Consider the following 25,054-nt stretch of genomic DNA (forward strand, 5'->3'; position numbering starts at 1 on the left):
CCATTACCCATTACCCATTACCCATTACCCATTACCCATTACCCATTACCCATTCCCTAAACTACAATGGCTTTTAATTGGTTTCGTCGTCCGAATAATGAATCTGCTGATACTCCTGAAACTCAAAATCAGGAGGAAACACCCGCAGTAGAAGCAACTGAAACAGAAACAACCGGACTAGATACGGCGGATTTGTTGGCTTTTGCTAAAGCTGCTTATAAAAATATTCAAGAAAAACAACAAATAGAACCAGAATCACCTGTAGCTGTTGAAGAAAATACTATTACTGAAGAAATAGTAGAAACTGAAGCAGAAGAAGAAACTGCACCGATAGAAATCGCCACCAATATAGCAGAAATTACTGAGGATGTTGTCAGTGAATTAGAAACAGCTAATTTATCTTTTTTAGAACGGGCTGCGGCTGAAAGAGAAGCTAAACAGGAGAAATTAATTGCTAGTGCGATAGAAACAGAGATTCCAGAAACACCGACAACCCCAATAGCAGCAGAAGTCGAGATTCCAGAACTGGTGTTTGATGATGGGTTTAAGTGGTCAGCCAAGGTTTTAGCCGCCCAAGGGAGAAAAGCTGAAGATATTTCTCTAGAAGAAATTACTTGGTTGAAAAAACTGCGCCAAGGTTTAGATAAAACCCGACGGAATATTCTCAACCAACTCAAAGCAATTGTTGGTCAAGGACCTCTTAATCAAGCGGCTGTAAATGAAATTGAATCATTACTTCTACAGGCAGATGTGGGTGTAGAGGCAACGGATTATATTATTGCTGCGCTCCAGAAAAAAATCCTGGCGGAAGTTACTCCACCGGAACAAGCGATCGCTTATCTGAAAGAAATTCTCAGAGGTATGCTAGATGCACCCCTGCAAAACCAAGATAAACCCAGCTTTGCACCGGAAAAAGACCAACTTACCATTTGGTTAATTACCGGAGTCAATGGCGCGGGAAAAACTACCACCATCGGTAAAATTTCTCATCTAGCCCAAAAATCTGGTTATAAATGCCTGATTGGGGCGGCAGATACATTCCGGGCGGCGGCTGTGGAACAAGTCAAAGTTTGGGGAAATAGAAGCGGTGTAGAAGTTATCGCCAATCCTGGGAAAAACACAGATCCAGCAGCAGTGGTATTTGATGCGATCGCCGCCGCCCAATCAAGAGAAACCGAACTACTATTAATAGATACCGCTGGGAGACTGCAAAACAAGAAAAACCTCATGGACGAACTCAGCAAAATCCGCAAAATCATAGATAAAAAAGCCCCTAATGCCCGCGTTGAATCCCTGTTAGTTCTCGATTCCACCTTGGGACAAAATGGACTGCGACAAGCTGAAGTATTTTCCCAAGCAGCCCAACTCAGTGGCGTTGTTTTAACCAAATTAGACGGAACAGGTAAAGGGGGTGTAGCGATCGCTGTCGTCCAGCAATTAGGCTTACCTATCCGTTTTATAGGCGCTGGTGAAGGAATTGAAGATTTGCGTCCATTTTCTAGTTACGAATTTGTAGAAGCATTACTAAGCGGTTGATAACGCCATCAAAAAAGCGATTATAAGTCGCGGATACACAGACAAAACCCACTTTCGTGGGTTAAGAAGCCTTAATTTTTCATTAGTCCAGGTATCCCTTACGGGATCACAAGTTAGGTTTATTCAGCAAGCCCTAATTACTTACTTAATATACTAAACACGGGTGAGATTTAAACTTTTGCCAAATGACAAAGAACCCAGATGTGTAGGGGTAAAGCAAAAGCTGATATGTGTCAACTTAAGCTCAAATCCCTACCACATCTCGTTCCTAGTCTCTGACTAGGAATGCAGTTGATGAGGCTCTGCCTCTAATATTATTGAAGGCAGAGCCTTCTAGAATTCATTCCCAGTCAGAGACTGGGAATGAGATGACTTGAGTTCTTTGCGTGATAGAGGTTTTACGTTAAGTTGACACCAATGAAGCTCTTGCTTTACCCCTTGTATCGTAATAAGGAGAGAAAAGAGTAAAATCTTAACTCAAGCAATCAAGCCGTTTTGAGTATAACAAAAACCCCAGAAGTAAAACTTCTGAGGTATAAAGAGTTTTAGGAACGATTGAGAACAATAGCAATGTTGTGATCAGTTGGAGTAGGCAATCTTTAAACTGATCACAAAATAGCCTTGTCAGCATCTCAAACTAAGAACCTAAAAGCCCACAGGTCAACTACTTAAATACTCTAGCAGAGGTCTTTTTATCTCAGTAGCCAAGTTGGCATTTTTTAAACTCTCAACTAGTAGTTCGTCAAATTTATTTTGACGGGTAATAATCGGAAAAACTTCTGTTCTTCCCTCCCCTACCTCCCCTACCCCCCTACCTCCCCTACCCCCCTACCTCCCCCCCTACCTCCCCTACCTCCCCTACCCCCCTACCTCCCCTACCTCCCCTACCCCCTCTCCCGTCATTTTCGGGTTGACAGACTACTAGATATCTAGCTGGCGAGGGATATTAACCAATTCGTAAAGCTTATTTTCAAACTTTTGGGTACAAGCTGACCAATCAAATTCTAGAATCGAGGGACGTGCTTGTGCAGTCAATTGATTTTTAAGATCAGGATCTTCGAGTATGGTAATTACCTTTTGGGCAAAGTCTTCAGGGCTATTAGGTGCAGCTAAAAAACCATTTACTCCAGAAATAACCTGTTCAGCGGTTGAAGGGGCAACAACAGCCACTACGGGAGTTCCAGAAGCTAAGGCTTCGTTGGTTGTGGTACAGAAATTTTCGGTGACAGAAGGGTTGACAAATATATCTGCTTTTGCAAACCAACCTAAAAGTTCTTTCCCATGAGATTCACCCCAAATTGTGACACCATTGGGGAATTTTTCGGCACGACGGCGAATTTCTGCATCTAGGGGACCGCTACCGACAATTACTAAATGGACATCGGGAATTTTGGCAGCAATGAGGGGATAAATATCTAAAAGTTGATTGACATTTTTTTCTGGGGTAATGCGTCCCACAAATAAAATAGTTGGACGTTTATCATCAGGAATTGGATCATAACAAATATTGCGAGGGTGAAATTTTTCGCAATCAATTCCTTGATAGGGTAAATATTCGCTACGTTGCGCTTTTAGTTTTTGGTATTTAGTTAATTGTTCGCGGGAAGAGAATAAACTTAAATCATAAGTTTCACTAAATTGTTTAACTAAAAGTGGGAGGAGAGGACGAACTAGGTTAAAGAATGTATTTCCAAAATAATATTGGATATAGGCAATGATATCTGTATGGAAAATTGAAATAATGGGTGTTTTGGTTTTTTTGGCATATTGTACTCCCACGGAACGCCCATAACCTTGTAGGAAGCCAGAATATAAACCTCTCATTTGTGGGGCTTCTTCAACAACAATAATATCGGGTTGAAAGTGATTAAGTAGTTTTGTATCACTCCAATGACGATGGTTTAATGGTTGGGGTAAAGATTTATAAAATATCAGTGGTTCTGTCGGAAATGAATAGGAGGAAAAATTAATAAATGTTTCTAGTTCTTCTATTCCCGACATGGGACGATTTCCCACTTGGTTAGGATATTTATTATTGATTTCTGGGTGAACTAGAAAAACTTCATGCCCTTGTTTTAATAGCCAGTGAACTCGTTGATGAACGGCGACAGAAACTCCGGTTAAAAATGGGGCATATAATCCTGTAAATAAGGCGATACGAAGGGGTTTATTTTTCATGACTTTGAGGAAATATTTTTTGCAAAAATAGATTACTGATGCGCTGGTTTATAATAATTGTTGAATTGGGAATTTTAGATATTGAAGTGAAATAAAAAATCTAAAATTTCCCTATTCTCTTAAATAAATATGTTGGGTTTTCTCAACCCAACCTAAGTAGGTGAGCGTTGAAAATTGTCGTTATGGCAAGGCAAAAGGCAAGAGGCAAAAGGCAAGAGTGAAGAGGGTTTGGGCGATTTTACATTTCTTTACACAGTTTGGTTTTATTGTGTTCACCTACTTACATTTAGTTAGCCGAGCAATATTATTTAAAGAGATGCTTTGGGATCAATTGGTTGATCTAGCCATTGGTAAGGACGATATTCAATTAACCGAATATTTTCACGCCCTTTAATGCGATAAGTAAGTCCACGCCAAGTAATTGTTGATACCCACAAAGAAGATAATATTGTTAACCCGTAAACCCATTGTGTTAGGGGAATAACTATCAACATTTTTAGGATGATTAAAGGCGACAATTTGGGTATTTTTTCACCTTGATTGTGCAGCACTTTATGTATGCCAAATTCCATCAATAGCATTAGCAGGACTAAGCCCATGGTATAGGAAATATAGGCGGAAAATAGCAAGGCGGCTGCGTCCCATTGAGCCTCAATCAATAGCTGAAAAATAACAATGATGACTGCATTGGGGACGATGATACTAGAATATGCTTCACTGATTATGGCTAACCACCGGGGATGATAAAGTTTAGAACCAATTATTAACCTTTTTAATGATTCTAGTAAGTTACGTAGACTACTTTCCTCCCGATTTAGCATCAATAAAGAAGGAATAAATTTGATTTGTAACTTTTCTTGCTTGATAAGTTTATGGAGAAGCATATCATCTGTTAATACTTCTCCCCACTTATCTAAAAGGTTGATGCGGTTTAATACTTCTGTTTTGATTGCTAATGTTCCACCCCAGGGAATTTGAAAGAGAAACATTTGCACTACGGTGGAAACGTTACCAGAGTAGCGAACTAATGAACCCCAATAATTACCTGTGGGAAGATACCAACGATTTCCTGTGGTGAGTCCAACTTGATCATCAATAAGGGGGGTAACTAATTCTCGTAACCAATTAGGATGAGCTACAGTATCAGCATCTATAAAAGCTATAATTGGATAGGCATTATCCAAATCAGAAACAGCTTGAACTAAGGAACTGCATTTAAGGCTACAATTATGACGAACTGCTCTTAATATGCTAATTTCAACGTTGGTTGCACCTAGTTGATTGATTGTTTCGGTGGCAATTTTCAAAGCTGGATCTTCTTTACTATCAATGATCAGCTTTAAATCGTATTCTGGGTAGTTTTGTTGTAAGAGCGATCGCAAACAATTAGGTAAAAAAGGATCAGCACCCCGTAAACAGAGGATTACTGCCGTTTTTGGTAATTGTTCATCTGGTAATGACTTGGGTTTGTGTGAACGTAAATACCATAAAAATACTAACGTTAAACAAGTTTGAATTACCAGCCAGCCGAACAAAGACTTAGATAGAAATATCATAAAATCTGGCATTATTTCTATAGTCTTAGAAGGGAGTCAGTAGGGGCGGGGTTTCCCCGCCCAATAGTCAGAAGTGAGGAATTATGTCTAATTCCCAATTAGGGATCAAGAGAATACTTAAGAAAGATGTTAATGGTAGTATTCTTGTCAACTTTGAAGCTGGAATTATTGAACGTAGGTGAGCCAGTGCTGATAGAAACAGTAGGATTTTTAGAAATGCCAAAGCCCTCTTGAGGGATTCCGAAAAAATCTTTATTGAGTTTGCGATCGCCATTTTGATCATCAACTACAGCTACAGCATAAGTTCCCGGTTTTAATCCAGAGAATACCCGCTTTATAGAACTACCTGTAATTTTAGTACAACCACTTTTAACTTCACTTTTAGCATTATCGGGAAATCCTTTTTCAGAGTTATAAACTCTCATACAAATTTCCCCAGTTTTGTTAGTAATACCATTAACAACCACAGTTAAAGATCCTGTTGATTCAGCATAGGCTATGTCTGTGAAGTTAACAGTTAGTAAAGTAGCAAGCAAGAAATTACTAACTTGGAATATTTTCAACATAGATCAATATTTCACCCGTAATAAGTTTAGAGGAATTTAATAGTAGTTTTTTACTACTAAAAGTGATTTGTTGTCCAATAAATTGCTAAGTAATGGGACAGAATTAATTACACAACTGATTTTTCTGTTCCCTGTTCCCTGCGATGCACTGAGCTTGTCGAAGTGTTCCCTGTTCCCTCTCTCAACGAGTGAATTTAATTTTGTCCGACTAAGTAGGTGAACACAATAAAACCAAACTGTGTAAAGAAATGTAAAATCGCCCAAACCCTCTTCACTCTTGCCTCTTGCCTCTTGCCTTTTGCCTTGCCATAACGACAATTTTCAACACCAACCTACTTACTTAATATTGCTATAGTTCAGGTTTGATAACTAAACTTACGCAGAAACAACATTTTGGCAGCCATTAAGAAATCTTTCACCAATAACCATTCTGTACCTGATAGCTTTTTAGCGATGCTGATATGGCACAAAATTTGCTCATACCAATTAAGTTGACTATGATGAATAGAAACCCAATATTCCTGTAAAATTCGCCAATGAGGTAACAAAATTTTTCCCTTATTCGTTGAATCAAACCAGACTGCATAATCATAAAAATTAGGCAACATATTCAATGAATACTGGGGATTATTTTGATTAAATGACAAATAATCAGGAAAGAACATACTCAGGGATTGTTGAGGATGGATTCTCGCAAAGAATAGATATTCGGGAATTTCATAAAATTTTCCCAGCATCCCCAGCCTTAATAATAAAATTCCATCTGCATTCCCATAACCACCCATAGGAGGTATTTGTCTTAATGAACTACTGCGAATAACTCCATAAATTTGATAACACAAATGTTTAGTTAGTAATTCATGAAATCTTTGATGAGCTTTTAGAGAATTAGTATTGAGTTTAATGTCATAATTTTGGATAAATTCTCCCTGCTCATCAATAAAATATGTGTGGGAGTGACATAAAATGTATGTTGGATCTTTTTCCAATACATCCATACATTTCTCAATAAAATCGGGGGCGTGCAAATCATCATAAGCAGCCCATTTAAAATACTCACCGTGAGATAATTCAAAAACACGATTGAAGTTACAAGCACAACCAATATTAGTTTCATTACGATAGTAACGAATCCGTTGATCTTGGGCTGCATAAGTCCTACAAATAGCCTCAGTATTATCTGTAGATGCGTTATCCGAGATAATTAACTCAAAATCAGAAAATGTCTGTGCTAATAGCGAATCTAGGCATTTTTCAAGAAATTTCTCCCCATTATATACAGGTAATCCAATACTTAACTTTGCTTGAGAGTTATTCATGCACAAATTCCTAAAATCTAGGTATTATTTCATTAATTTTTGAAGGTCAGTTTTTTGCAACCATTCATGAGTGCGGCGCATTCCTTCCGCTAAATCAACCTTAGCTTGGTAATTCAAAACACTTTCTGCTTTAGCAATAGAATAGGCATAGGGACGACTCATAAAATCAACTGATTCTGGCAGAATATCTGCCTTTTTCCGAAATAGTTTTTGCCCCTGAAGACGCACTTTTAGAAATAATTTCATTTCCTCTTTAGGTAAAGACATTGGCGCTGGTAAATTTTCCAATGATGCTAAATGAATAAAATACTCCTTCCAAGAAGTTTCTTTACCATCGGTAATATTAAAAACCTCTCCATAAACCGATTTTTCTATGGCTAAAAAGATAGCATCAATTAAGTTATCCACATATAGATGATTCATCACACCTTTGCCTTCATTAGCATAGGCAAATAATTTTTGTCTCATCATCTGAATTGGGCGGACAATCCAAGGCAGACTTCCTGGCCCATAAACATCACCAGCCCGAATCACAATTACTCCAAATTCTGGAGCATTATTGAGTTTTAAAACTTCGATTTCCGCCTCAATTTTTGTTTGACAATAAGCATTATTTTCCCCAGATAGCACACCTGATTCTGTGACTTTATCTGAGTAATCAAATCCATATACTAAGGCAGTTGAAAGATGAACAAATGTCTTCACACCAGCTTGTTTAGCAGCCTTAGCAATGTTTACAGTACCGCTGACATTTATTTCTCGAAAATGCTTAATATCCCCGGCTTCTTCGGCAAATTGAGCGTTATGTAAAACTATATCTACTCCCTGACAAGCTTTCGAGCAAATTGCTGGGTCAGTGATATTACCAACAAAAATTTCTACACCTAATTTTTGGGCTGTTTGATCTTTAACTGGAGAACTTTGAATACCTTTAACTTTCATGCCTTGCGCTACAGCTAATTCGGCTGCACGTAAGCCAATAAATTCATCAATTCCAGTAATTAGCAGAGTTTTATTTTGTAAGTTCATGGGGATGTAGATAAGTGTTCGGTAATGAAAAAGTTATACAATCTAAGTTGAAAAATTGCGATTAAATGCAACTACGAAGTATTGTATTTGCAAAAGCATTTTACCGTTGTGAATAACATTAAACTTCTATCTTTAGTTGGTGTTAATTTGCTAAATATTTAGCAGAAGTTGATTAATTTGAGATGCAACAAATTCCTAGAAACTATCAGCCGGATCAGCAGAACGAAGTTTATTAATAGCTAAAGCTCCAGAGGTAATGCAAATTAAGACTGTAGAGACTAGAACAAGTAAGGCATTATTACTTGTCATCATGATGGGTAATTTAGTTGCCCTCATAGCAAAATCATATAAACCAATAGAAACAATAAAACCAGGAATGTAACCTAATAATGCCAAGATTATTGCTTGTTGAAAAACCACATTCAATAAATATCCATTAGCATAACCAATAGCTTTTAAAGTTGCATAGGCAATAAATTGAGTAGCAATATTGCTATACAAAATTTGATAAACAATTACCACACCCACAACAGAAGCCATGATGAGCATCAGATTAAGAATAAAACCAATGGGGGTTCTAACCGACCAATATTGTCTTTCAAAAGCGACAAATTCTTGGCGAGTAAATATTTGAACGTCCTTTGGTAAATTGGCTTTTAAATTTGCTAGAACCCGTTTTATATCCGCACCATCTTTGAGTTTAATCACTCCCATATCTATTTTTTCAACTGGACGGCTATTAGGGTTGATTCTTAGAAAAGTTGAATCACTCACAATTAAATTACCATCAACACCAAAGGACGGTCCTAAACTAAATAAACCACCTACTCTCACTCGATAACCTTTGACAGCATCAAAGGGAAAAATTTCAATTGCTTGTTCAATATTTCCTTGATTAAATAATTCTGCTATTGGTCCAAATTCTGGACGGGCATCTCTATCAAAGAGCATAACATCAGGAATTTTGAGTTTATCCAAATTTTGTTGGACTTCTGGAATATCTAGTACGGATTTTCCAGGGTCAAAACCAATGACATAAATTGAATATTTCTCACCACTGACAGGATTTTTTAATTTTGCAAATTGCAAATAAATTGAACTAACGGAATCCACGCCATCAAAACCTAAAGTTTGGTATAATCGAGTCCGAGAAAAACTTTGAATTGCTGTCAAAGATTTATATTGAGAACTAACTAAAAATAAATCACCGTGCAATCGTTGATGTAGTGCTGTGGCGCTAGAATATAGTGCATCTTGGAAACCAAGCTGGATGAACATTAACAGGACAATGAAGCCAATTCCGGCTACAGCTATTACAAAACGAAGTTTCTGTTGGGCAAGCTGTAGCCACCCTAAAGGAATTTTGATATTCATATTATTTGTTAGTTGTTAGTTGTTAGTTGTTATTTGTCAGTTGTTAGTTGTCAGTTGTCAGTTGTCAGTTGTCAGTTGTCAGTTGTCAGTTTTAGAAAATAACTAATAACCAATAACTAATAACCAATAACCAATGACCAATGACCAATGACCAATGACCAATGACCAATGACTAATGACTAATAACCAATGACTAAATCTGGATAGCAACATCAACTTGTAAGTTAGTTAAGCGAGATATTTTTTGACTATCGGTGGAATCATCAATAGATATTTTGACTTCAATTACTCTCCGGTCTGCGTCAGAATTGGGATTAATACTAAAGATGCCTTGTTTATCAACTTGCCAACCAACTTCTCTAACAGTTCCTTGTAATTTGCCAGGAAATGTAGTGCTGGTAATGATAGCTTTTTGTCCAACTCGAACATTTTGAATATCGGTTTGATATACTTCTGCTAGAACCTGCATTTTTGACGTATTACCAATTTCTGCAAAACCAGAAGTACCAATTACTTCGCCATTTTTGGTGTGAATTCTTAAAATTGTGCCGTCTATAGTAGAAGTAATATAAGTTAAATCATGGTCAGCTTTTGCTTGTTTAATTGCAGTTTCTGCACTTTTAACTTCAGTTTTTGCTAACTCTACATCTACAGTCCTGACTTCCTTAAGACTATTAAGTTTGAATTTTCCTTCTTTAAGTTGATCTTGTAATGTGTCTTGTGTGCGTTTGAGAGTAGCTTCGGCTTCTTTTAACTGCTGTTGTGTGGTTTTGAGAACTAACTTTTTAGTATCAGCAACAGAAGCAGAAACAGCACCAGCTTTTGATAATTGTTGATATCTGTCGCTCTCTTTTTGTGCATTTTCGACTTCAGCCTGAATGCGGTTGATTGTTGCTGTTTGAGCCGCAGCGTCTCCTTTTAATTGGGAATTTAATCTAGTAATTGCGGTTTTTTGAGCATTGATATCTCCAGTTTTTGCTCCAGCTTGTACCTGTGCAAGTTTAGTTCTGGCAATTAATAATTTATCAAATGTTTGTTGGATAGCTGCTTGAGAACGAGCATAGTTTTCTAGATAGGCTAATACTTGTCCTTTTTTAACATTATCTCCTTCCTTTACCAATAATTTTTCTACGCGAACACCATTGACAGAATTAGGAGCAGATAAATAAGTAATTTTATCTTGTGGTTGTAATCTTCCTAAAGCAGTTACGGCAACTTTAACAGGAGTGGATTGAGATTTAATAACGGAACTAACAGCAGGAGTTTGAGTTTGAGAATTGGTCTTTAATTGATGGAAAATGTATAAAGATACTAAACCTGTAGAGAAAGTTAGAGAAGTTGCTAGAATTATTCTCCATTTTAATGAAGTCAGGTTGAATAGTTGGCGTTCTTTATTTACTGCCATATTTTTATTCCAATGGTATTATTTCGGAAAAATACTTGTCACTCAATTTTGGATTGACTCCAACCTAAAGTGTAGAAGCTCGAAAATTTTAGATTTGGGATTGACGATTGGGGACTTGTACCAAGTTTTTTAATCTAAAATCTAAAATTCCCGGTCATGTTTATAGACTTATTCTCTGTTGCTTTTAGATCAGAGATATGTCTAATTATTTATGTATGAATTGTTATCAGCATTTTAGCTGTTATAAATACCCAAATTAGCGGTTTTTTACTTACAATTATCTATGGCTAATGCCACGCTATGCTATCAATTTTATGTTGAGTTGCCATTTGATTAAGTAGCCTAAAATACGATAGCTTTAAGGAGAAATAAAAATCTGCACTGCCCAAGTTGTGATGATGCTAATAACTTAGGTAAATCAATAAACTTACCTGTGATTATCCCAAATAACTTGGATATTGTCAACTAAATTTAGTCGTTTTTATCAAGAAAATCCTTGACTAGATACTATATTTAATTACTCATAAATTAATTTAAAAATCTGTACTTTTTTTAGCAAATTATCGTAAATAGATGCTAATTGTCCATATTTCATCACAATTGATATGTTTACAGGTTAATGTTCAACATCCCATAAATTAATGTTTGGTTTATAAATAACCAATTATCTATAAAAGGTAAGTTATCTTATAAATTCATCAAAAACAAAGACTTGATTATGATAGTTTGCTCAAAAAAGACCCAATTATGTTCAAATGTTGGCTGTGTGATTTATTTATAAGTTACTTATAAGACAATTTAACTACAACTCTTGAATTATCAAGCTAAGATTGATATTAAACCCGTAATTACTCAGGATATGTTATGGATAAATATAGTTCTGAATTATACTTGGCTAATTATGTTTTATTGACCATGAGGTAATTTGACAAATATTTTCTCCCAAAAATTAGCAAAAATGAACTATTCCGTTTTCATAAATTGTGCTAGTCTTTTTATTAATTCAACATTTATAGATGAAAGATAAATTGTTGATTTGATTTCCATTAACGGAAGAAATACTAAAATCCATGCAGTTTTTTACAGTAGGATTGCCTAAAGAAACAAAACCTATCCCTGAATAAACCGGGGTTTTGGATCTCACTAAGTTAGCAACTGCTAGATGATTGAAAACCTGTTTAAGTATTTTTTCACTATTCACAAAATTCTCCACAGAGTGTTTATTATTTTTGTAACGATTTTGGCAGCTTTGATCAGTCTAATCATCTAAAATAGGTTATCCTGGACTTTCAAAACTGGCAATTTCTATATCAACATACACAACGTTGTTATCCAATAGGTAAAACATTGAATGAATACGAGATAAAACCACTTCAGTTTAAGTATGTCCTTTTGCCAGTTATTAACACAATGTAATTGACACTTTTTATAGCGGTAATCACGCTTGGTGCAATATAATCGAGGGCGCAGGCCCTGCGCCCCTACAGACTTTACAATTTGCTGACTGGATCTCATTTTCACAAGTTGAGTATTTTCTAGTATTTATTCACGAATACAAGGTTCTAAAATTGTGGAAAAATATCCAAAAAATACTCAAAATTTTGTCAAGTCAAGCATTTAAACTTACCTGCGGCGCGAACGAATGCAGATTGGATAACTATCTGTTAATAGTCTGCTGCACAATTCACGGTACTCAAAATTAGTCTATGTCCTATGTCTTGCCCCCCTCAAAAAATAGACACAATAAAAAGTTCTTTGACGGAATTAGAAGCCCAAATTAATAGTTTTGAACAGGCTGTGCTGAAGTTTATAGAGGAAGGAAAAATGAATTCAGGAAACTTAGAAAATTCGATAAATTCCATGTCAACGAACGAAATTAATAGAAAACTGCACACAACTCCTATAGCTATTATTGGCATGGCTTCTTTAATGCCTCAGTCGAGAACATTAAGGGATTACTGGCAAAATATTGTTAATAAAATTGACTGTATTACGGATGTTCCTTCTAGCCATTGGAGTGTAGAAGATTACTATGATCCTAATCCGAGAACAGCAGAAGATAAAACTTATTGTAAACGTGGTGGTTTTATTCCTGAAGTTGATTTTAATCCGATGGAATTCGGAATTCCTCCCAGCATTTTAGAAGTTACAGATGTTTCTCAACTATTAAGTTTAGTAGTTGCTAAAGAAACAATGGAAGATGCTGGTTATAGCGACTCCCGTGAATTTAGCCGCGAAAATATCGGCGTGATTTTGGGTGTGGCTATGGGCAAACAATTGGGAATGCCATTAGCCGCCAGATTAGAATATCCGATTTGGGAAAAAGTTCTCAAAAGCAGTGGTTTATCTGACGAAGATACTAAAAAAATCGTTGATAAAATCAAATCTGCTTATGTGAAATGGGATGAAAATGCTTTCCCTGGAATGTTAGCAAATGTGGTCGCTGGCAGAATTGCTAACCGTCTCAACTTTGGCGGTACAAACTGTGTAGTTGATGCGGCTTGTGCTAGTTCCTTTGGGGCATTAAAAATGGCCATTAGTGAATTAGTTGAACATCGTAGCAACATGATGTTAACCGGTGGAGTAGACACCGATAACACAATCATGGCTTACATTTCCTTCAGCAAAACTCCGGCGGTTACTCCTAGCGATAATGTGAAACCATTTGATGCTAAATCCGATGGCATGATGTTAGGTGAAGGTATTGGGATGATTCTCCTCAAACGCTTAGAAGATGCCCAAAAAGATGGGGATAAAATCTATGCGGTAATTAAGGGAATTGGTACTTCTAGTGATGGGCGTTATAAGAGTATTTATGCCCCTAGAAAAGAAGGACAAGTTAAAGCCTTAGAACGGGCTTATGATGATGCTGGTTTTTCTCCGGCAACTGTGGGTTTAATGGAAGCACACGGTACAGGGACAATGGCTGGAGATCCGATAGAATTTAGTTCTTTGCAGGATTTCTTTGGGAAATATGACAGCCAAAAACAACATATTGCTTTGGGAAGTGTGAAATCCCAAATTGGACATACAAAAGCCGCTGCCGGTACTGCTAGTTTAATTAAAACTGCCCTAGCATTGCATCATAAAGTATTACCGGCAACCATCAATATTACTGAACCAAATCCTAAATTAGATATTGAAAATTCTTCCTTTTATCTGAATACTCAAACTAGACCTTGGATTAAGGCAGAAGGTGAAACTCCTCGACGTGCGGGGGTGAGTGCCTTTGGTTTTGGTGGTACAAATTACCATGTTGTTTTAGAAGAATACGAACCGGAACAACAAAGTTCCTATCGTTTACATGGTGCTGCGGGTGAGGTGCTGTTGTTTGGTGCTACTCACGCGGAATTAATTAGCAAGTTAGAAGCGACTTTAAATAATTTGCAAGCTAATGATGGGGAAAGATATTATTCTCAATTATTGTTAGATTGTCAATCTTTAGCTATTCCCAAAACTGCACTCAGAATTGGGTTTGTATCCGAGAATTTACAAGAGGCTTGTAAGTTGCTAGAAGTTGGTATTGGTTTATTAAAAAGTAAGCCTGATGCAATTTCTTGGGAACATCCTCAAGGTATTTATTACCGTTCTGCTGGTATGGATTTGGCTGGAAAGGTTGTCGCTTTATTCTCTGGACAAGGTTCTCAATACTTGGAAATGGGACGAGAAGCGGTGATGAATTTCCCTAGCTTGCGACAGTTGTATGGGAAGATGGATCATCTGTTCAAGCAGGGTAATTTGCAACCGGTTTCTGAGGTGGTTTTCCCTCGTTCTACTTTTGATGAAGTTGAGAAAAAAGCCCAAGTTGCAACTTTGCAAAGAACCGAATATGCACAACCGGCAATTGGGGTGTTTAGTGCTGGTTTGTATGGAATTTTGCAACAGGCTGGGTTTAAGGCAGATTTCGCCGCTGGACATAGTTTTGGTGAATTAACGGCTTTGTGGGCGGCTGGAGTGTTGAGTGAGGCTGATTATTTGTTCCTAGTGAAAGCTAGAGGACAAGCAATGGCCGCACCCAAAGATCCAGATCATGATGCTGGTAGTATGTTAGCGGTGAAGGAAGATATCAGCAAGATTGAACCGCTGCTGAAGCAGTTTCCAAAAGTAAGTATTGCTAACTTTAATTCTCCTACCCAAATTGTTTTAGCGGGTCCAAAGTTAGAAATTCAGAAAGTTCAAGATGCTTGCCAGAAATTAGGATACAGTGCGGTTTTATTGCCTGTGTCTGCGGCTTTCCATACTCCGTTGATTGCCTTCGCACAAAAGTCCTTTGCTATTGCAACTAAGTCGGTAACTTTCCAAAATCCGCAAATTCCAGTTTTTAGTAATGTCACTGGTAGACATTATCCCCACGACGCAACCGCAATTCAAAAGAACTTAGAAAGCCACTTGGCTAGTTCTGTGTTGTTTAAACAAGAGATTGAAAACATCTATGGGGCTGGTGGTTATTGCTTTGTAGAATTTGGACCCAAACGGGTTTTAAGTAACTTGGTAAAAGATATTTTAGGCGATCGCCCCCATCTTACCATATCTCTCAATCCCAGTGCCTCCAAAAACAGCGATCGCTCCCTCAGAGAAGCAGCCGTCCAATTGCGCGTCATTGGCATGAATTTGGGCAATCTTGACCCCTACAAACTTCCTGCCATACTTCCCCCCATTGCCACCAAAAAGACCCTCAGCGTCAAACTAACAGGCATTAACTACATTTCCGACAAAACCAAAAACGCCTTTACCGAAGCCTTACAGGACGGACACAAAATCAGTAGGGGCGCGGGGCCCGCGCCCAATTCGGCAGAACCCGCACCCAAAGTTGCACAAGTTCAGGAATTCAAGAGTTTAGAAATAGAAACTCCTGTAATTGCCAAAATCCCCACAACCAACGGACATAACGGTAACGGTAACGGACACAAAAAACAACCCCTCATTGAAACCCAGTTCCAGCTACAGCATCAGATGACTACCACTGCAACCATTCAAAAACAATCCAGTCCAGAACTGTTCGCGCCCCAATCCAGCGAGAAGATGCAAACACCAGATAAACTTATAAATTGCCAACAAATTCTCACCAGCTTAGAACAACTTCTGAGCCAGTTCCAGCACAACCAAAGCGAGAATTTAGAAGTTCACAGCACCTATCTCAACCATCAAATAGAATACGCCAAAACCTTCTTCCAACTAATGCAGCAGCAAAACACCTTATTTGCTAATGCTAAATCCTCCGCCCAAGCCGCTCAAATTAAGCAAGTAATCATGGAAAGCTTAGAGCGGAGTATGATTCAGTTTCATTCCCAACAAGGTGAAACCCTCCGTATTCATGAACAATATCTGCGGGAACAGATAGAATATACCAAACACTTTTTCCAACTCATTCAAGAAGAATATTCTCAACTTATTTCTGACACCCAAGAAATAGCACCTGCAAATGTTAGTGTTACTCCAGAAGAAGCACCTGTCCCTCCCACAGCCACCATTACTCCCCCTCAACCATTACCAGTAATTGAGCCAAAAGTTCAAATTGCAGAACCTGTAATTGCAGCACAAGTCATTGAACCTGAACCAATTATTATTCCCCAGTCCCCAGTTGCATTTGTCCCAGAACCCACACCTGTAACCAGCAACTTAAATCTGGATGATCTAGCTAACAACCTCTTAAGCATTACCAGCGAGAAAACTGGTTATCCTATCGAAATGCTAGAACTCGATATGGATATGGAAGCCGACTTAGGAATTGACTCCATTAAACGAGTAGAAATTCTGGGAGGATTGCAGGAATTATATCCCAACTTGCCCAAACCCAACCTGGAAGAACTAGCAGAAAAACGTACCATTGGTCAAGTTGTCGAATATCTGCAAGGACAAAAACAGGTAACAACAGAAATCGCACCTGAACCCGCTATCATTCCTCAAGTGCAAACACAAGTAATAGAGGAAGTAATACCTGAACCAGTGATTATTCCTCAAGTGCAAACCCAAGTGATAGAGGAAGTAATACCTGAACCAGTCTCCAGTAACGAATATGCAGATTTAGGACAAACCCTGTTAAACATCACCAGTGAAAAAACAGGTTATCCAGTCGAAATGCTAGAACTGGACATGGACATGGAAGCCGACTTAGGGATAGATTCCATCAAACGGGTAGAAATACTCGGAGCAATGCAGGAAGCATACCCCGACCTACCCAAACCCAATATAGAAGAATTAGGCGACCTACGGACAATCGGACAAATCGTTAACTACCTCCAATCACTGGTGGGAGGTGAAAAAAAAAAGCCGCACATTGATGTTAACCCGGTAACAACCACCACCGTAGGGGCGCAGGGACTGCGCCCACTCCTCGACCTCACCCCACCACCGATAGTAGACATCAATCTTCCCCGTCGTCCAGTTCAGCTAAGAACCTTACCCAGACCAGATTTTTTAGAAGCGCAGCTACCCGAAGGACACATTGCTTTAATTACTGATGATGGTTCTTTAACTACTAGCAAAGTAGTCCACGCACTGATAGAACAAGGTTGGAAAGTAGTAGTTTTGAGTTTCCCCCAATCCTTAGTTCCCGAACAATTGCCATTACCAGCAAGTGTTACCCGCGTCACATTGGCAAATATGAGTGAACAACATCTGCAATTATTATTGCAAAGTGTGACTACTAAACACGGACCGATTGGGGCATTCATTCACCTACATCCTCAATTTACACCGGAAAAACCTGGACATATTTCCTATCCAGAAGCAGAAAAGGCAATTCTTAAACAAGTGTTTTTAATGGCTAAACATCTGAAAGCAACTTTGAATAATGCCGCATCTTTACCAGGAAGAACCAGCTTTTGTACAGTTGCCCATCTTGACGGTGAATTTGGCTTAGGACATCAAGGTAATTTTAGTGCGATCGCTGCCGGTTTGTTTGGTTTAACAAAAAGTTTGCGCTGGGAATGGCCACAGGTCTTCTTCCGAGCAATTGACCTCAATCCTAGTTTAGATCATCATGAATCTGCCCAATATATTGTCGCTGAATTGCATGATTCTAATCGCTATATTGGCGAAGTTGGTTATGGTAATCAAGGAAGAGTAACCCTAGTTGCTAAAGCTGAATAATTTATATAGTGGGTATTAATTACCCACTATACCAATCCTAAATAAAATGTGTTCGCGAAGCGTGCCGTAGGTATCACATCTCTTATTTTCTTACCTCTGTGTCCTCTGTGCCTCTGTGGTTCGTTAAAAAACTAGTTCATAACTCAAATAGGATTGCTATATTTCAACAATTATTCTCTTCTTTTTAGAAGAATATGGATTAAATGAACCACGAAGGGATGAAGAACACGAAGGAAGAAAAGAAGAAGAGAGGGATGATTTTTTCGATTTAGATTCTGTTTGATATTTTGATTTTTACGTGAGGATTTATGACTGTAACTGTTCAAGTTAGCCCATCTTCTGTCTTTGTTGTCAGTGGTGGGGCAAAGGGAATCACTGCTCAATGTACGATTAAATTAGCTCAACATCAACGTTGTAAATTTATTCTTTTAGGTCGTTCAGAAATTACCACAGAACCTGAATATGTTCATGATTGTGTGGAAGATTCTGCTTTGAAAAAGCGCATTATGGAAAATTTGATTTCTCAAGGTGAGAAACCAACACCCATGATGGTACAAAAGATATTTAATCAAATTAATTCTAGTCGAGAAATTAAGAAGACCTTAGCAGCTATTGAAGCGACAGGAGGAACGGCTGAATATATCAGTGTTGATGTCACCGATACTGTAAAATTGCAAGCTAAATTACAAGAAGTTTCTCAAAAAGTTGGTCAAATTACCGGAATTATTCACGGTGCTGGTAACTTAGCCGATAAGTTAATTGAAAAAAAGACAGAAGATGATTTTGAGAAAGTTTACACAGCCAAAGTTCAGGGTTTAGAAAATCTCCTCAATTGTGTTAATCCTCAGCAATTACAACATTTAGTATTGTTTTCATCCGTGACTGGATTTTATGGTAATATTGGTCAAAGTGATTATGCGATCGCTAACGAAATTCTCAGTAAATCAGCCCACTTAATGAAACAATATAACCCCAATTGTCATGTAGTGGCAATTAACTGGGGTGGTTGGGATAGTGGCATGGTGACACCACAATTAAAAAAAGCATTTGCAGAAAGAGGAATTAGTATTATTCCCGTAGAAGTTGGGACACAAATGTTAGTTAATGAACTACATCCAGCCTATCAAGATCATCCACAAGTTGTGATTGGTAGTCCCATGAAACTACCACCTGCTCCTTTAGGTTTAGAACTTCGTAGCTATCGTATTCGCAGAAGAATGACATTAGCAGAAAATCCATTTTTGCATGATCATACAATTGCAGGTTCACCAGTTTTACCAGCAACCTGTGCTAAATCATGGATGGTAAATGGCTGTGAAGAAATTTATCCAGGTTACACATATTTCAGTTGCCAAGACTTCAAAGTTTTAAAAGGAATTACCTTTAATTCTACCTTAGCTAAAGAACATATTCTAGAAATCCAAGAAGTTGCCAAAGTTGATGGTGATTTTGTCGAATTTCAGACCAAAATATTGAGTAAAACCCCCGAAGGTAGAACTCATTATCACTTTAGTTCTCTGATAAAACTGGTAAAAAATATGCCAGAAGCACCCATTTATGAAGCAATGGATCTCAGAGAAGATAATATCGTCACTGATACAGCCAAAGACTTCTATCAAAATGGTGATTTATCCCTATTTCATGGTCCCGCATTCCAAAAAATTACCAAAGTTTTAAATATTAGCTCAGAAAAACTCACAGCCGAATGTTGTTGGCAAGAAATCACAGCCAAAGAACAAGGACAATTTCCCGTAAAATGGCATAACCCTTACATCATTGATTTGAGTACCCAAACATTATGGCTATGGTTAAATTATATCCATAAAGAAGTTTGTTTACCAGGACAATTAACATACTGTGAACAATATCTAGCAGTACCATTCAACGTCCCCTTTTATGTTTCCTGTGAAATCATAGCCAAAACCGACACAGGTGCAACAGTCAACTTCATTATCCATGATCGTCAAGGAAAAATCTACTCCAAAATCTTAGGAGCAAAAGCCGTAATTTGGCCAATGAAAATGTTAAATAAAAAGTAAAAACCTAAATTCCGTAGGTTGGGTAGAACGAAGTGAAACCCAACATTTATAAACCTTTGTTAGGTTTCCTTCCGTCAACCCAACCTACAATTTTCTATCTTGCTTCTTCCTGCGTCCATAATCCGTAAACATTGGGGAATCGCGTAAATCCTAAATAACATAGGGAAAAGAGTAAATAATATCTCCTTCCCTCATCCCCCAATGAGGATTTCAAAAGTGGAAAAAATAGCAATCATCGGGTTATCTTGCCTATTTCCCGATGCGAATAATCCTGAAGAATTTTGGCAGAATCTCACCGCTCAAAAAGATTCCACATCATCTATAACTGTAGCAGATTTGGGAATAGATCCCGCTATATTCTACGATGAGAAGAAAGGTAAACCGGAAAAATTCTACTTTCAAAAAGGTGGATTTATCCGCGACTTTAAATTTGATGCCAACGAGTATAACTTACCTTCGGCATTTCTAGAAAGCTTAGATAATACCTTCAAATGGTCATTGTACGCCGCTAAACAAGCTATTGTTCAAAGTGGCTATCTGGGAAATCAAACTGCACTTGCAAAATGTGGCGTAGTCTTAGGAACTTTAGGATTTCCTACCAAAGCTTCCAATAGTCTATTTGCTCCTATTTATCAGCAAAATATTCAACCTGCAATTAGTGAACTATTACAGGAAAAAGACTTTCGTTTAGGCGGTTCATCAATCTCTAAAAAAGTCTCTCCATACAATGCTATGGTTTCTGGTTTACCCGCTGCTATAGTTTCCCAGGCCTTTTCTTTATCTGCAACTCATTTCTGTATAGATGCTGCTTGTTCATCATCATTTTATGCCATTAAATTAGCATCTCATTATTTGCAATCTGGTAAAACTGATTTGATGTTAGCCGGTGCAATTAGTTGTGCAGATCCATTATTTGTGAGAATGTTATTTTCTGGTATTCAAGGATATCCAGATAATGGCATTAGTCGTCCACTAGATAAGTCATCACGCGGGTTAATTACCTCCGAAGGCACAGGAATGGTAATGCTCAAAAGACATAGTGATGCTGTTAGAGATGGTGACGAGATTCTGGCAACAATTTGTGGTAATGGACTATCTAATGATGGTAAAGGTAAACACCTTCTTAGTCCTAATCCTCAAGGGCAAACTCTGGCATATCAAAGAGCTTATTCAGAAGCTAAACTTAACCCCGAAACTATTGATTATTTAGAGTGCCATGCCACCGGTACTCTATTGGGAGATACCACAGAATGTAACTCAATTGAAGGCTTTTTTAGTCCATATAAAGCAGCACCATTAGTAGGTTCAACAAAAACAAATGTTGGTCATTTACTAGTTGCTGCGGGCATGGTAGGCATAACCAAGACAATTTTAAGTATGTCTCATGGGGTTATTCCTCCAACTATTCATGTGACTCAACCCATAGGTTCTGAAAATAATGTTATCTCTCCACAAAACATTGTCAGAACTCCGACTAAATGGCCAAGTCAAGGAATTAAAAGAGTAGCTTTAAGTGCGTTTGGTTTTGGTGGAACAAACTCTCATATTATTCTAGAACAGGGAAAGTAAGCAAATGAATATTCAGCAACATAAGACCGCAAAAATGGCAATTGTGGGCATGGATGCCTTTTTTGGAGAATGTCAAGAATTAGATGCCTTTGAGAACAGTATTTACGATGGAAAACAGCATTTTGTCACCTTACCAGAATCAAGATGGCATGGTATTAATGAACAAGAAACTTTACTGCGAGAGTATGGTTTAGAAGCAGGAAAAGTCCCCCAAGGAGCGTATATTGATAATTTTGAAGTTGATACTTTAGCTTACAAAATTCCTCCTAATGAAGTTGAAAAAATCAACTCTCAACAACTTTTATTATTAAGAGTTGCTGACCGCGCCCTCAAAGATGCGGGACTTTCACCTAATAGCAACGTAGCGGTAATTATTGCCGCAGATACAGAATTATCTGTACACCAACTCCAGCAAAGATGGAATTTACCTTGGCAAATTAAAGATGGTTTAAATGGTGCAGAAATTGTTTTATCACCAGAAAAGATCCATCAATTAGAAGGCATAGTTCAAGATAGTATTCACAATCAAGTTGAACTTAGTGAATATCTCAGTCACGTTACCAATATTATGGCTAGTCGGATTTCCTCTTTATGGAATTTTTCTGGTCCATCTTTTACCATTAGTGCCGTCGAAACAGCCGCTTTTAAAGCCCTAGAACTAGCGCAAATGCTGCTAGATACTAATGAAGTAGATGCTGTAGTTGTGGGTGCTGTTGACTTAGCAGGAGGTGTAGAAAATGTCTTATTGCGAAGTCAATTTGGCAAAATTAATACAGGAGTCAATACCTTAAGTTTTGACGAAAAAGCCAATGGTTGGAATGTGGGAGAAGGTGCAGGTGCAGTTGTTCTTAAACGTCATGATACAGCGTTAGCAAATAATCAACGTATCTATGCAGTAATTGATGGTATTAGCATTGGTCAATCTTCCTCAATGGCTGTAGATAGCCATACCATTACCCAAGTCTGTCAACAAGCTTTTCAACAAGCCGACATTGAACCCACAAAAGTTAATTACTTAGAAGTCTGCGCTAGTGGTATTCCCGCAGAAGACGAAGCCGAAATTAACGGTATCCTCCAAGCTTATCCCTCAGTAGGAGATGGTTTACACTGCGCTATAGGTAGCGTTAAAGCTAATATTGGTCATACCTTCGTTGCATCTGGAATTGCCAGTTTAATTAAAACTGCACTGAGTATTTATCACAGGTATATTCCCGGAACTCCTAATTGGTCTGGTGTGAAAACACCGCAAGTATGGGAAGGTAGTCCTTTCTATGTTGCCACAGAATCGAGACCCTGGTTTTTGCAAAAAGAAGTCAAATCTCGAATTTCTGCGATTAATAGTATTGGTTGCGACGGTTCTTTTGCCCATATCATCTTATCAGAAGAAACCCAACAACCAGAACGCACTAGCAAATATTTAGAATCCAGACCTTTGCATTTATTACCCATTGCCGCAGATGATCAATCTAGCTTATTAGCAGCATTGGATCATTTGCAAGCAACAATTGAAAATGCTGATTCTCTCAAAAATATTGCGAGTCAAACCTTTGTTAAATTTCAACAAAATTCTGACAGCAAATATACACTTTCCCTAACTGGACGCAACAAAAAAGAATTAATTAAAGAAATTAATTCTGCGAAAAAAGGTGTAACTAATGCCTTTGCAAATGGTAAAGATTGGCAAACTCCCATAGGTAGTTATTTTACACCCAAACCCCTGGGTAAAGATGGAGAAATTGCCTTTGTTTATCCCGCTGCTGTTAATACTTACCTGGGTATTGGTCGGAGTCTTTTCCGTTTATTTCCTAAAGTCTTAGATGATGTGATTATCAAAAGTCTTGACGAACGGGCTGCGGATGTTGAAAAATTGGTATTTCCGAGAAGTTTGAGTAAATTGTCAACTCGACAATTAGAAATTCTAGAAAAGAAATTGTTAGATGACTCTCTGGCAATGTTTGAAGCAGAAGTGCTTTTTACCAGATTAATCTCCACAATTATTACCGAGGATTTCCAAATTAAACCTAAATATATTTTCGGATATAGCTTAGGTGAAACTAGCATGATGGTTGCTCAAGGAGTATGGAGTAATTTTTATGAAGTCAGTCACACATTTAATTCATCAGCTTTATTTGGAGACAGATTATCTGGTCCTAAAAATGCTGTCCGTGAGTATTGGGGACTACCAAAAACTGACATAGTTCCAGAAAATAAGTTATGGGCTAACTACGTTCTCATGGCTAGTTCAGCCCAAGTTAGAGAATGTTTAAAAAATGAAACTCACGTTTATTTGACACAGATTAATACAGCAGAAGAAGTATTAATTGCTGGAGAACCAGCCGCGTGTGAACGAGTAATTAAAACCCTGGGTTGTAATTCCTTTCCTGCTCCTTTTGATCATGTAATTCATTGTCAAGCAATGCAATCAGAATCTCAAGAATTGGAAAAATTATACACTATACCAGCGCAAAAAATACCCGGAATTAAGTTTTATTCTGCGGCTGAATATCAGTCAATTGAACTTGATAGCCAAGAAATTGCTCACAATATTACTACAGGGTTATGTCAACAACTCGACTTCCCCCGCTTGGTTAATCGCGTTTATGGTGACGGGGCAAAAATATTTATTGAAGCCGGCGCTGGTGGTATTTGTTCACGCTGGATAGATAAAAATTTAGCTAATCAAGAACATCTTACCGTATCCCTAAACCGACGCGGTACAGATGACCATAGTTCCCTAATTAAAGCATTAGCAAAACTATTAAGTCATCAAGTCAAGTTGAATCTAGCTCCTTTATATAACCTATTCTCAGAAAACACTCAACAAAAAAAAGCTGCACTGAGGAAAGTTACATTAGGTGGTAGTTCCATGACTGCTGCAATTTTAAATGCAGAAAATCGCCAAATTTTTGCTAATAACCAAAAGCAAACAATTTCTACTCAGCCAGAGTATAAAATCATTAATTCTCTACAGACATCCGAAAAAATAGCGCCCACAGAGATTTACCCCAAACCCCAACCAAAGCTACAAAAAAATACCATAAAAACGATCATGGAGAACGGTTTGGAATTGTCAAAGAAACTAAAATTCTTTGAGTCAACAAAAATCTTAAAGCCAAACATAAATCAAGAATCTGGTGAAAAAATTAGCATGAATGATTTAAAAAAAGCTCAGTATCAAAACTTGAGTAACAATACTGCCAAATTAACTAAAACTCACACAAACTTCTTAGCAGCCAGACAGGATTTTAGTCAGCAAATGAGCGAAATTATTCAATTGCAACTAGCTTGCGCTCAAAACTTACTCAAGGAAGAGAAATAATTCACTTAGTGTTAAGTGTAAAACTCTTTTTTAACTAACCACAGAGGCACAGAGGACACAGAGGGAAGAAAA

The 25,054-nt window shown here is 37.8% G+C and carries 12 protein-coding genes; 5 read left to right on the forward strand and 7 right to left on the reverse strand.

From position 1 onward, the window contains the following. The first annotated feature begins 66 nt into the window (after positions 1-66). Positions 67-1,536 (forward strand): signal recognition particle-docking protein FtsY, encoded by a 1,470-nt coding sequence (gene ftsY / locus AA650_RS02125; protein ID WP_053537776.1) that lies wholly within the window; start codon positions 67-69, stop codon positions 1,534-1,536. Between the two features lie 921 nt (positions 1,537-2,457). On the opposite strand, the gene AA650_RS02130 is transcribed toward ftsY, so the two are convergent. From AA650_RS02130 to AA650_RS02160, 7 genes are all read right to left on the reverse strand, one after another. Then, complete coding sequence (locus tag AA650_RS02130) at positions 2,458-3,714, reverse strand: glycosyltransferase (protein WP_053537777.1); 1,257 nt, start codon at positions 3,712-3,714, stop codon at positions 2,458-2,460. A gap of 308 nt (positions 3,715-4,022) precedes the next feature. Next, positions 4,023-5,282, reverse strand: coding sequence for a glycosyltransferase (locus tag AA650_RS02135; RefSeq protein WP_053537778.1), 1,260 nt, complete (start codon positions 5,280-5,282; stop codon positions 4,023-4,025). A gap of 86 nt (positions 5,283-5,368) precedes the next feature. After that, positions 5,369-5,836: a DUF2141 domain-containing protein gene (locus tag AA650_RS02140; protein ID WP_053537779.1), complete on the reverse strand. Its 468-nt coding sequence runs from the start codon at positions 5,834-5,836 to the stop codon at positions 5,369-5,371. Between the two features lie 356 nt (positions 5,837-6,192). Further along, positions 6,193-7,155 carry a glycosyltransferase family 2 protein gene (locus AA650_RS02145; RefSeq protein ID WP_053537780.1) on the reverse strand — a complete coding sequence of 321 codons (963 nt, stop codon included), beginning with the start codon at positions 7,153-7,155 and terminating at the stop codon, positions 6,193-6,195. 24 nt (positions 7,156-7,179) lie between these two features. Continuing rightward, positions 7,180-8,184, reverse strand: coding sequence for an NAD-dependent epimerase/dehydratase family protein (locus AA650_RS02150; RefSeq protein ID WP_053537781.1), 1,005 nt, complete (start codon positions 8,182-8,184; stop codon positions 7,180-7,182). A gap of 195 nt (positions 8,185-8,379) precedes the next feature. Next, complete coding sequence (gene devC, locus AA650_RS02155; RefSeq protein ID WP_053537782.1) at positions 8,380-9,558, reverse strand: ABC transporter permease DevC; 1,179 nt, start codon at positions 9,556-9,558, stop codon at positions 8,380-8,382. Positions 9,559-9,751: 193 nt separating this feature from the next. Beyond that, positions 9,752-10,963, reverse strand: a complete 1,212-nt coding sequence (locus AA650_RS02160; protein ID WP_039204155.1) for an ABC exporter membrane fusion protein — start codon at positions 10,961-10,963, stop codon at positions 9,752-9,754. Positions 10,964-12,676: 1,713 nt separating this feature from the next. On the opposite strand from AA650_RS02160, the gene AA650_RS02170 reads away from it, so the two are divergent. The 4 genes from AA650_RS02170 (at position 12,677) to AA650_RS02185 (ending at position 24,982) form a co-directional block, all read left to right on the forward strand. Beyond that, positions 12,677-18,055: a type I polyketide synthase gene (locus AA650_RS02170; protein WP_053537784.1), complete on the forward strand. Its 5,379-nt coding sequence runs from the start codon at positions 12,677-12,679 to the stop codon at positions 18,053-18,055. Positions 18,056-18,363: 308 nt separating this feature from the next. Beyond that, a complete protein-coding gene (locus tag AA650_RS02175; protein ID WP_053537785.1) occupies positions 18,364-20,094 on the forward strand; it encodes an SDR family NAD(P)-dependent oxidoreductase in 1,731 nt (576 codons plus the stop codon). 216 nt (positions 20,095-20,310) lie between these two features. Next, positions 20,311-21,663, forward strand: a complete 1,353-nt coding sequence (locus AA650_RS02180) for a polyketide synthase (RefSeq protein WP_053541161.1) — start codon at positions 20,311-20,313, stop codon at positions 21,661-21,663. A gap of 4 nt (positions 21,664-21,667) precedes the next feature. Next, entirely contained in the window at positions 21,668-24,982 is a 3,315-nt protein-coding gene (locus AA650_RS02185; protein ID WP_053537786.1) for a PfaB family protein, read from the forward strand. Positions 24,983-25,054 lie beyond the last annotated feature (72 nt).

This window comes from Anabaena sp. WA102 (assembly GCF_001277295.1).
GTDB lineage: Bacteria > Cyanobacteriota > Cyanobacteriia > Cyanobacteriales > Nostocaceae > Dolichospermum > Dolichospermum heterosporum.

Excerpts from the sequence above, each read along its gene's own strand:
- AA650_RS02150 (WP_053537781.1), bottom strand. The coding sequence starts at position 8,184 with ATGAACTTACAAAATAAAACTCTGCTAATTACTGGAATTGATGAATTT.
- AA650_RS02185 (WP_053537786.1), top strand. The coding sequence starts at position 21,668 with ATGAATATTCAGCAACATAAGACCGCAAAAATGGCAATTGTGGGCATG.
- AA650_RS02170 (WP_053537784.1), top strand. The coding sequence starts at position 12,677 with ATGTCTTGCCCCCCTCAAAAAATAGACACAATAAAAAGTTCTTTGACG.
- AA650_RS02135 (WP_053537778.1), bottom strand. The coding sequence starts at position 5,282 with ATGCCAGATTTTATGATATTTCTATCTAAGTCTTTGTTCGGCTGGCTG.
- AA650_RS02130 (WP_053537777.1), bottom strand. The coding sequence starts at position 3,714 with ATGAAAAATAAACCCCTTCGTATCGCCTTATTTACAGGATTATATGCC.
- AA650_RS02160 (WP_039204155.1), bottom strand. The coding sequence starts at position 10,963 with ATGGCAGTAAATAAAGAACGCCAACTATTCAACCTGACTTCATTAAAA.
- ftsY (WP_053537776.1), top strand. The coding sequence starts at position 67 with ATGGCTTTTAATTGGTTTCGTCGTCCGAATAATGAATCTGCTGATACT.
- AA650_RS02175 (WP_053537785.1), top strand. The coding sequence starts at position 18,364 with ATGACTGTAACTGTTCAAGTTAGCCCATCTTCTGTCTTTGTTGTCAGT.
- AA650_RS02140 (WP_053537779.1), bottom strand. The coding sequence starts at position 5,836 with ATGTTGAAAATATTCCAAGTTAGTAATTTCTTGCTTGCTACTTTACTA.
- devC (WP_053537782.1), bottom strand. The coding sequence starts at position 9,558 with ATGAATATCAAAATTCCTTTAGGGTGGCTACAGCTTGCCCAACAGAAA.
- AA650_RS02145 (WP_053537780.1), bottom strand. The coding sequence starts at position 7,155 with ATGAATAACTCTCAAGCAAAGTTAAGTATTGGATTACCTGTATATAAT.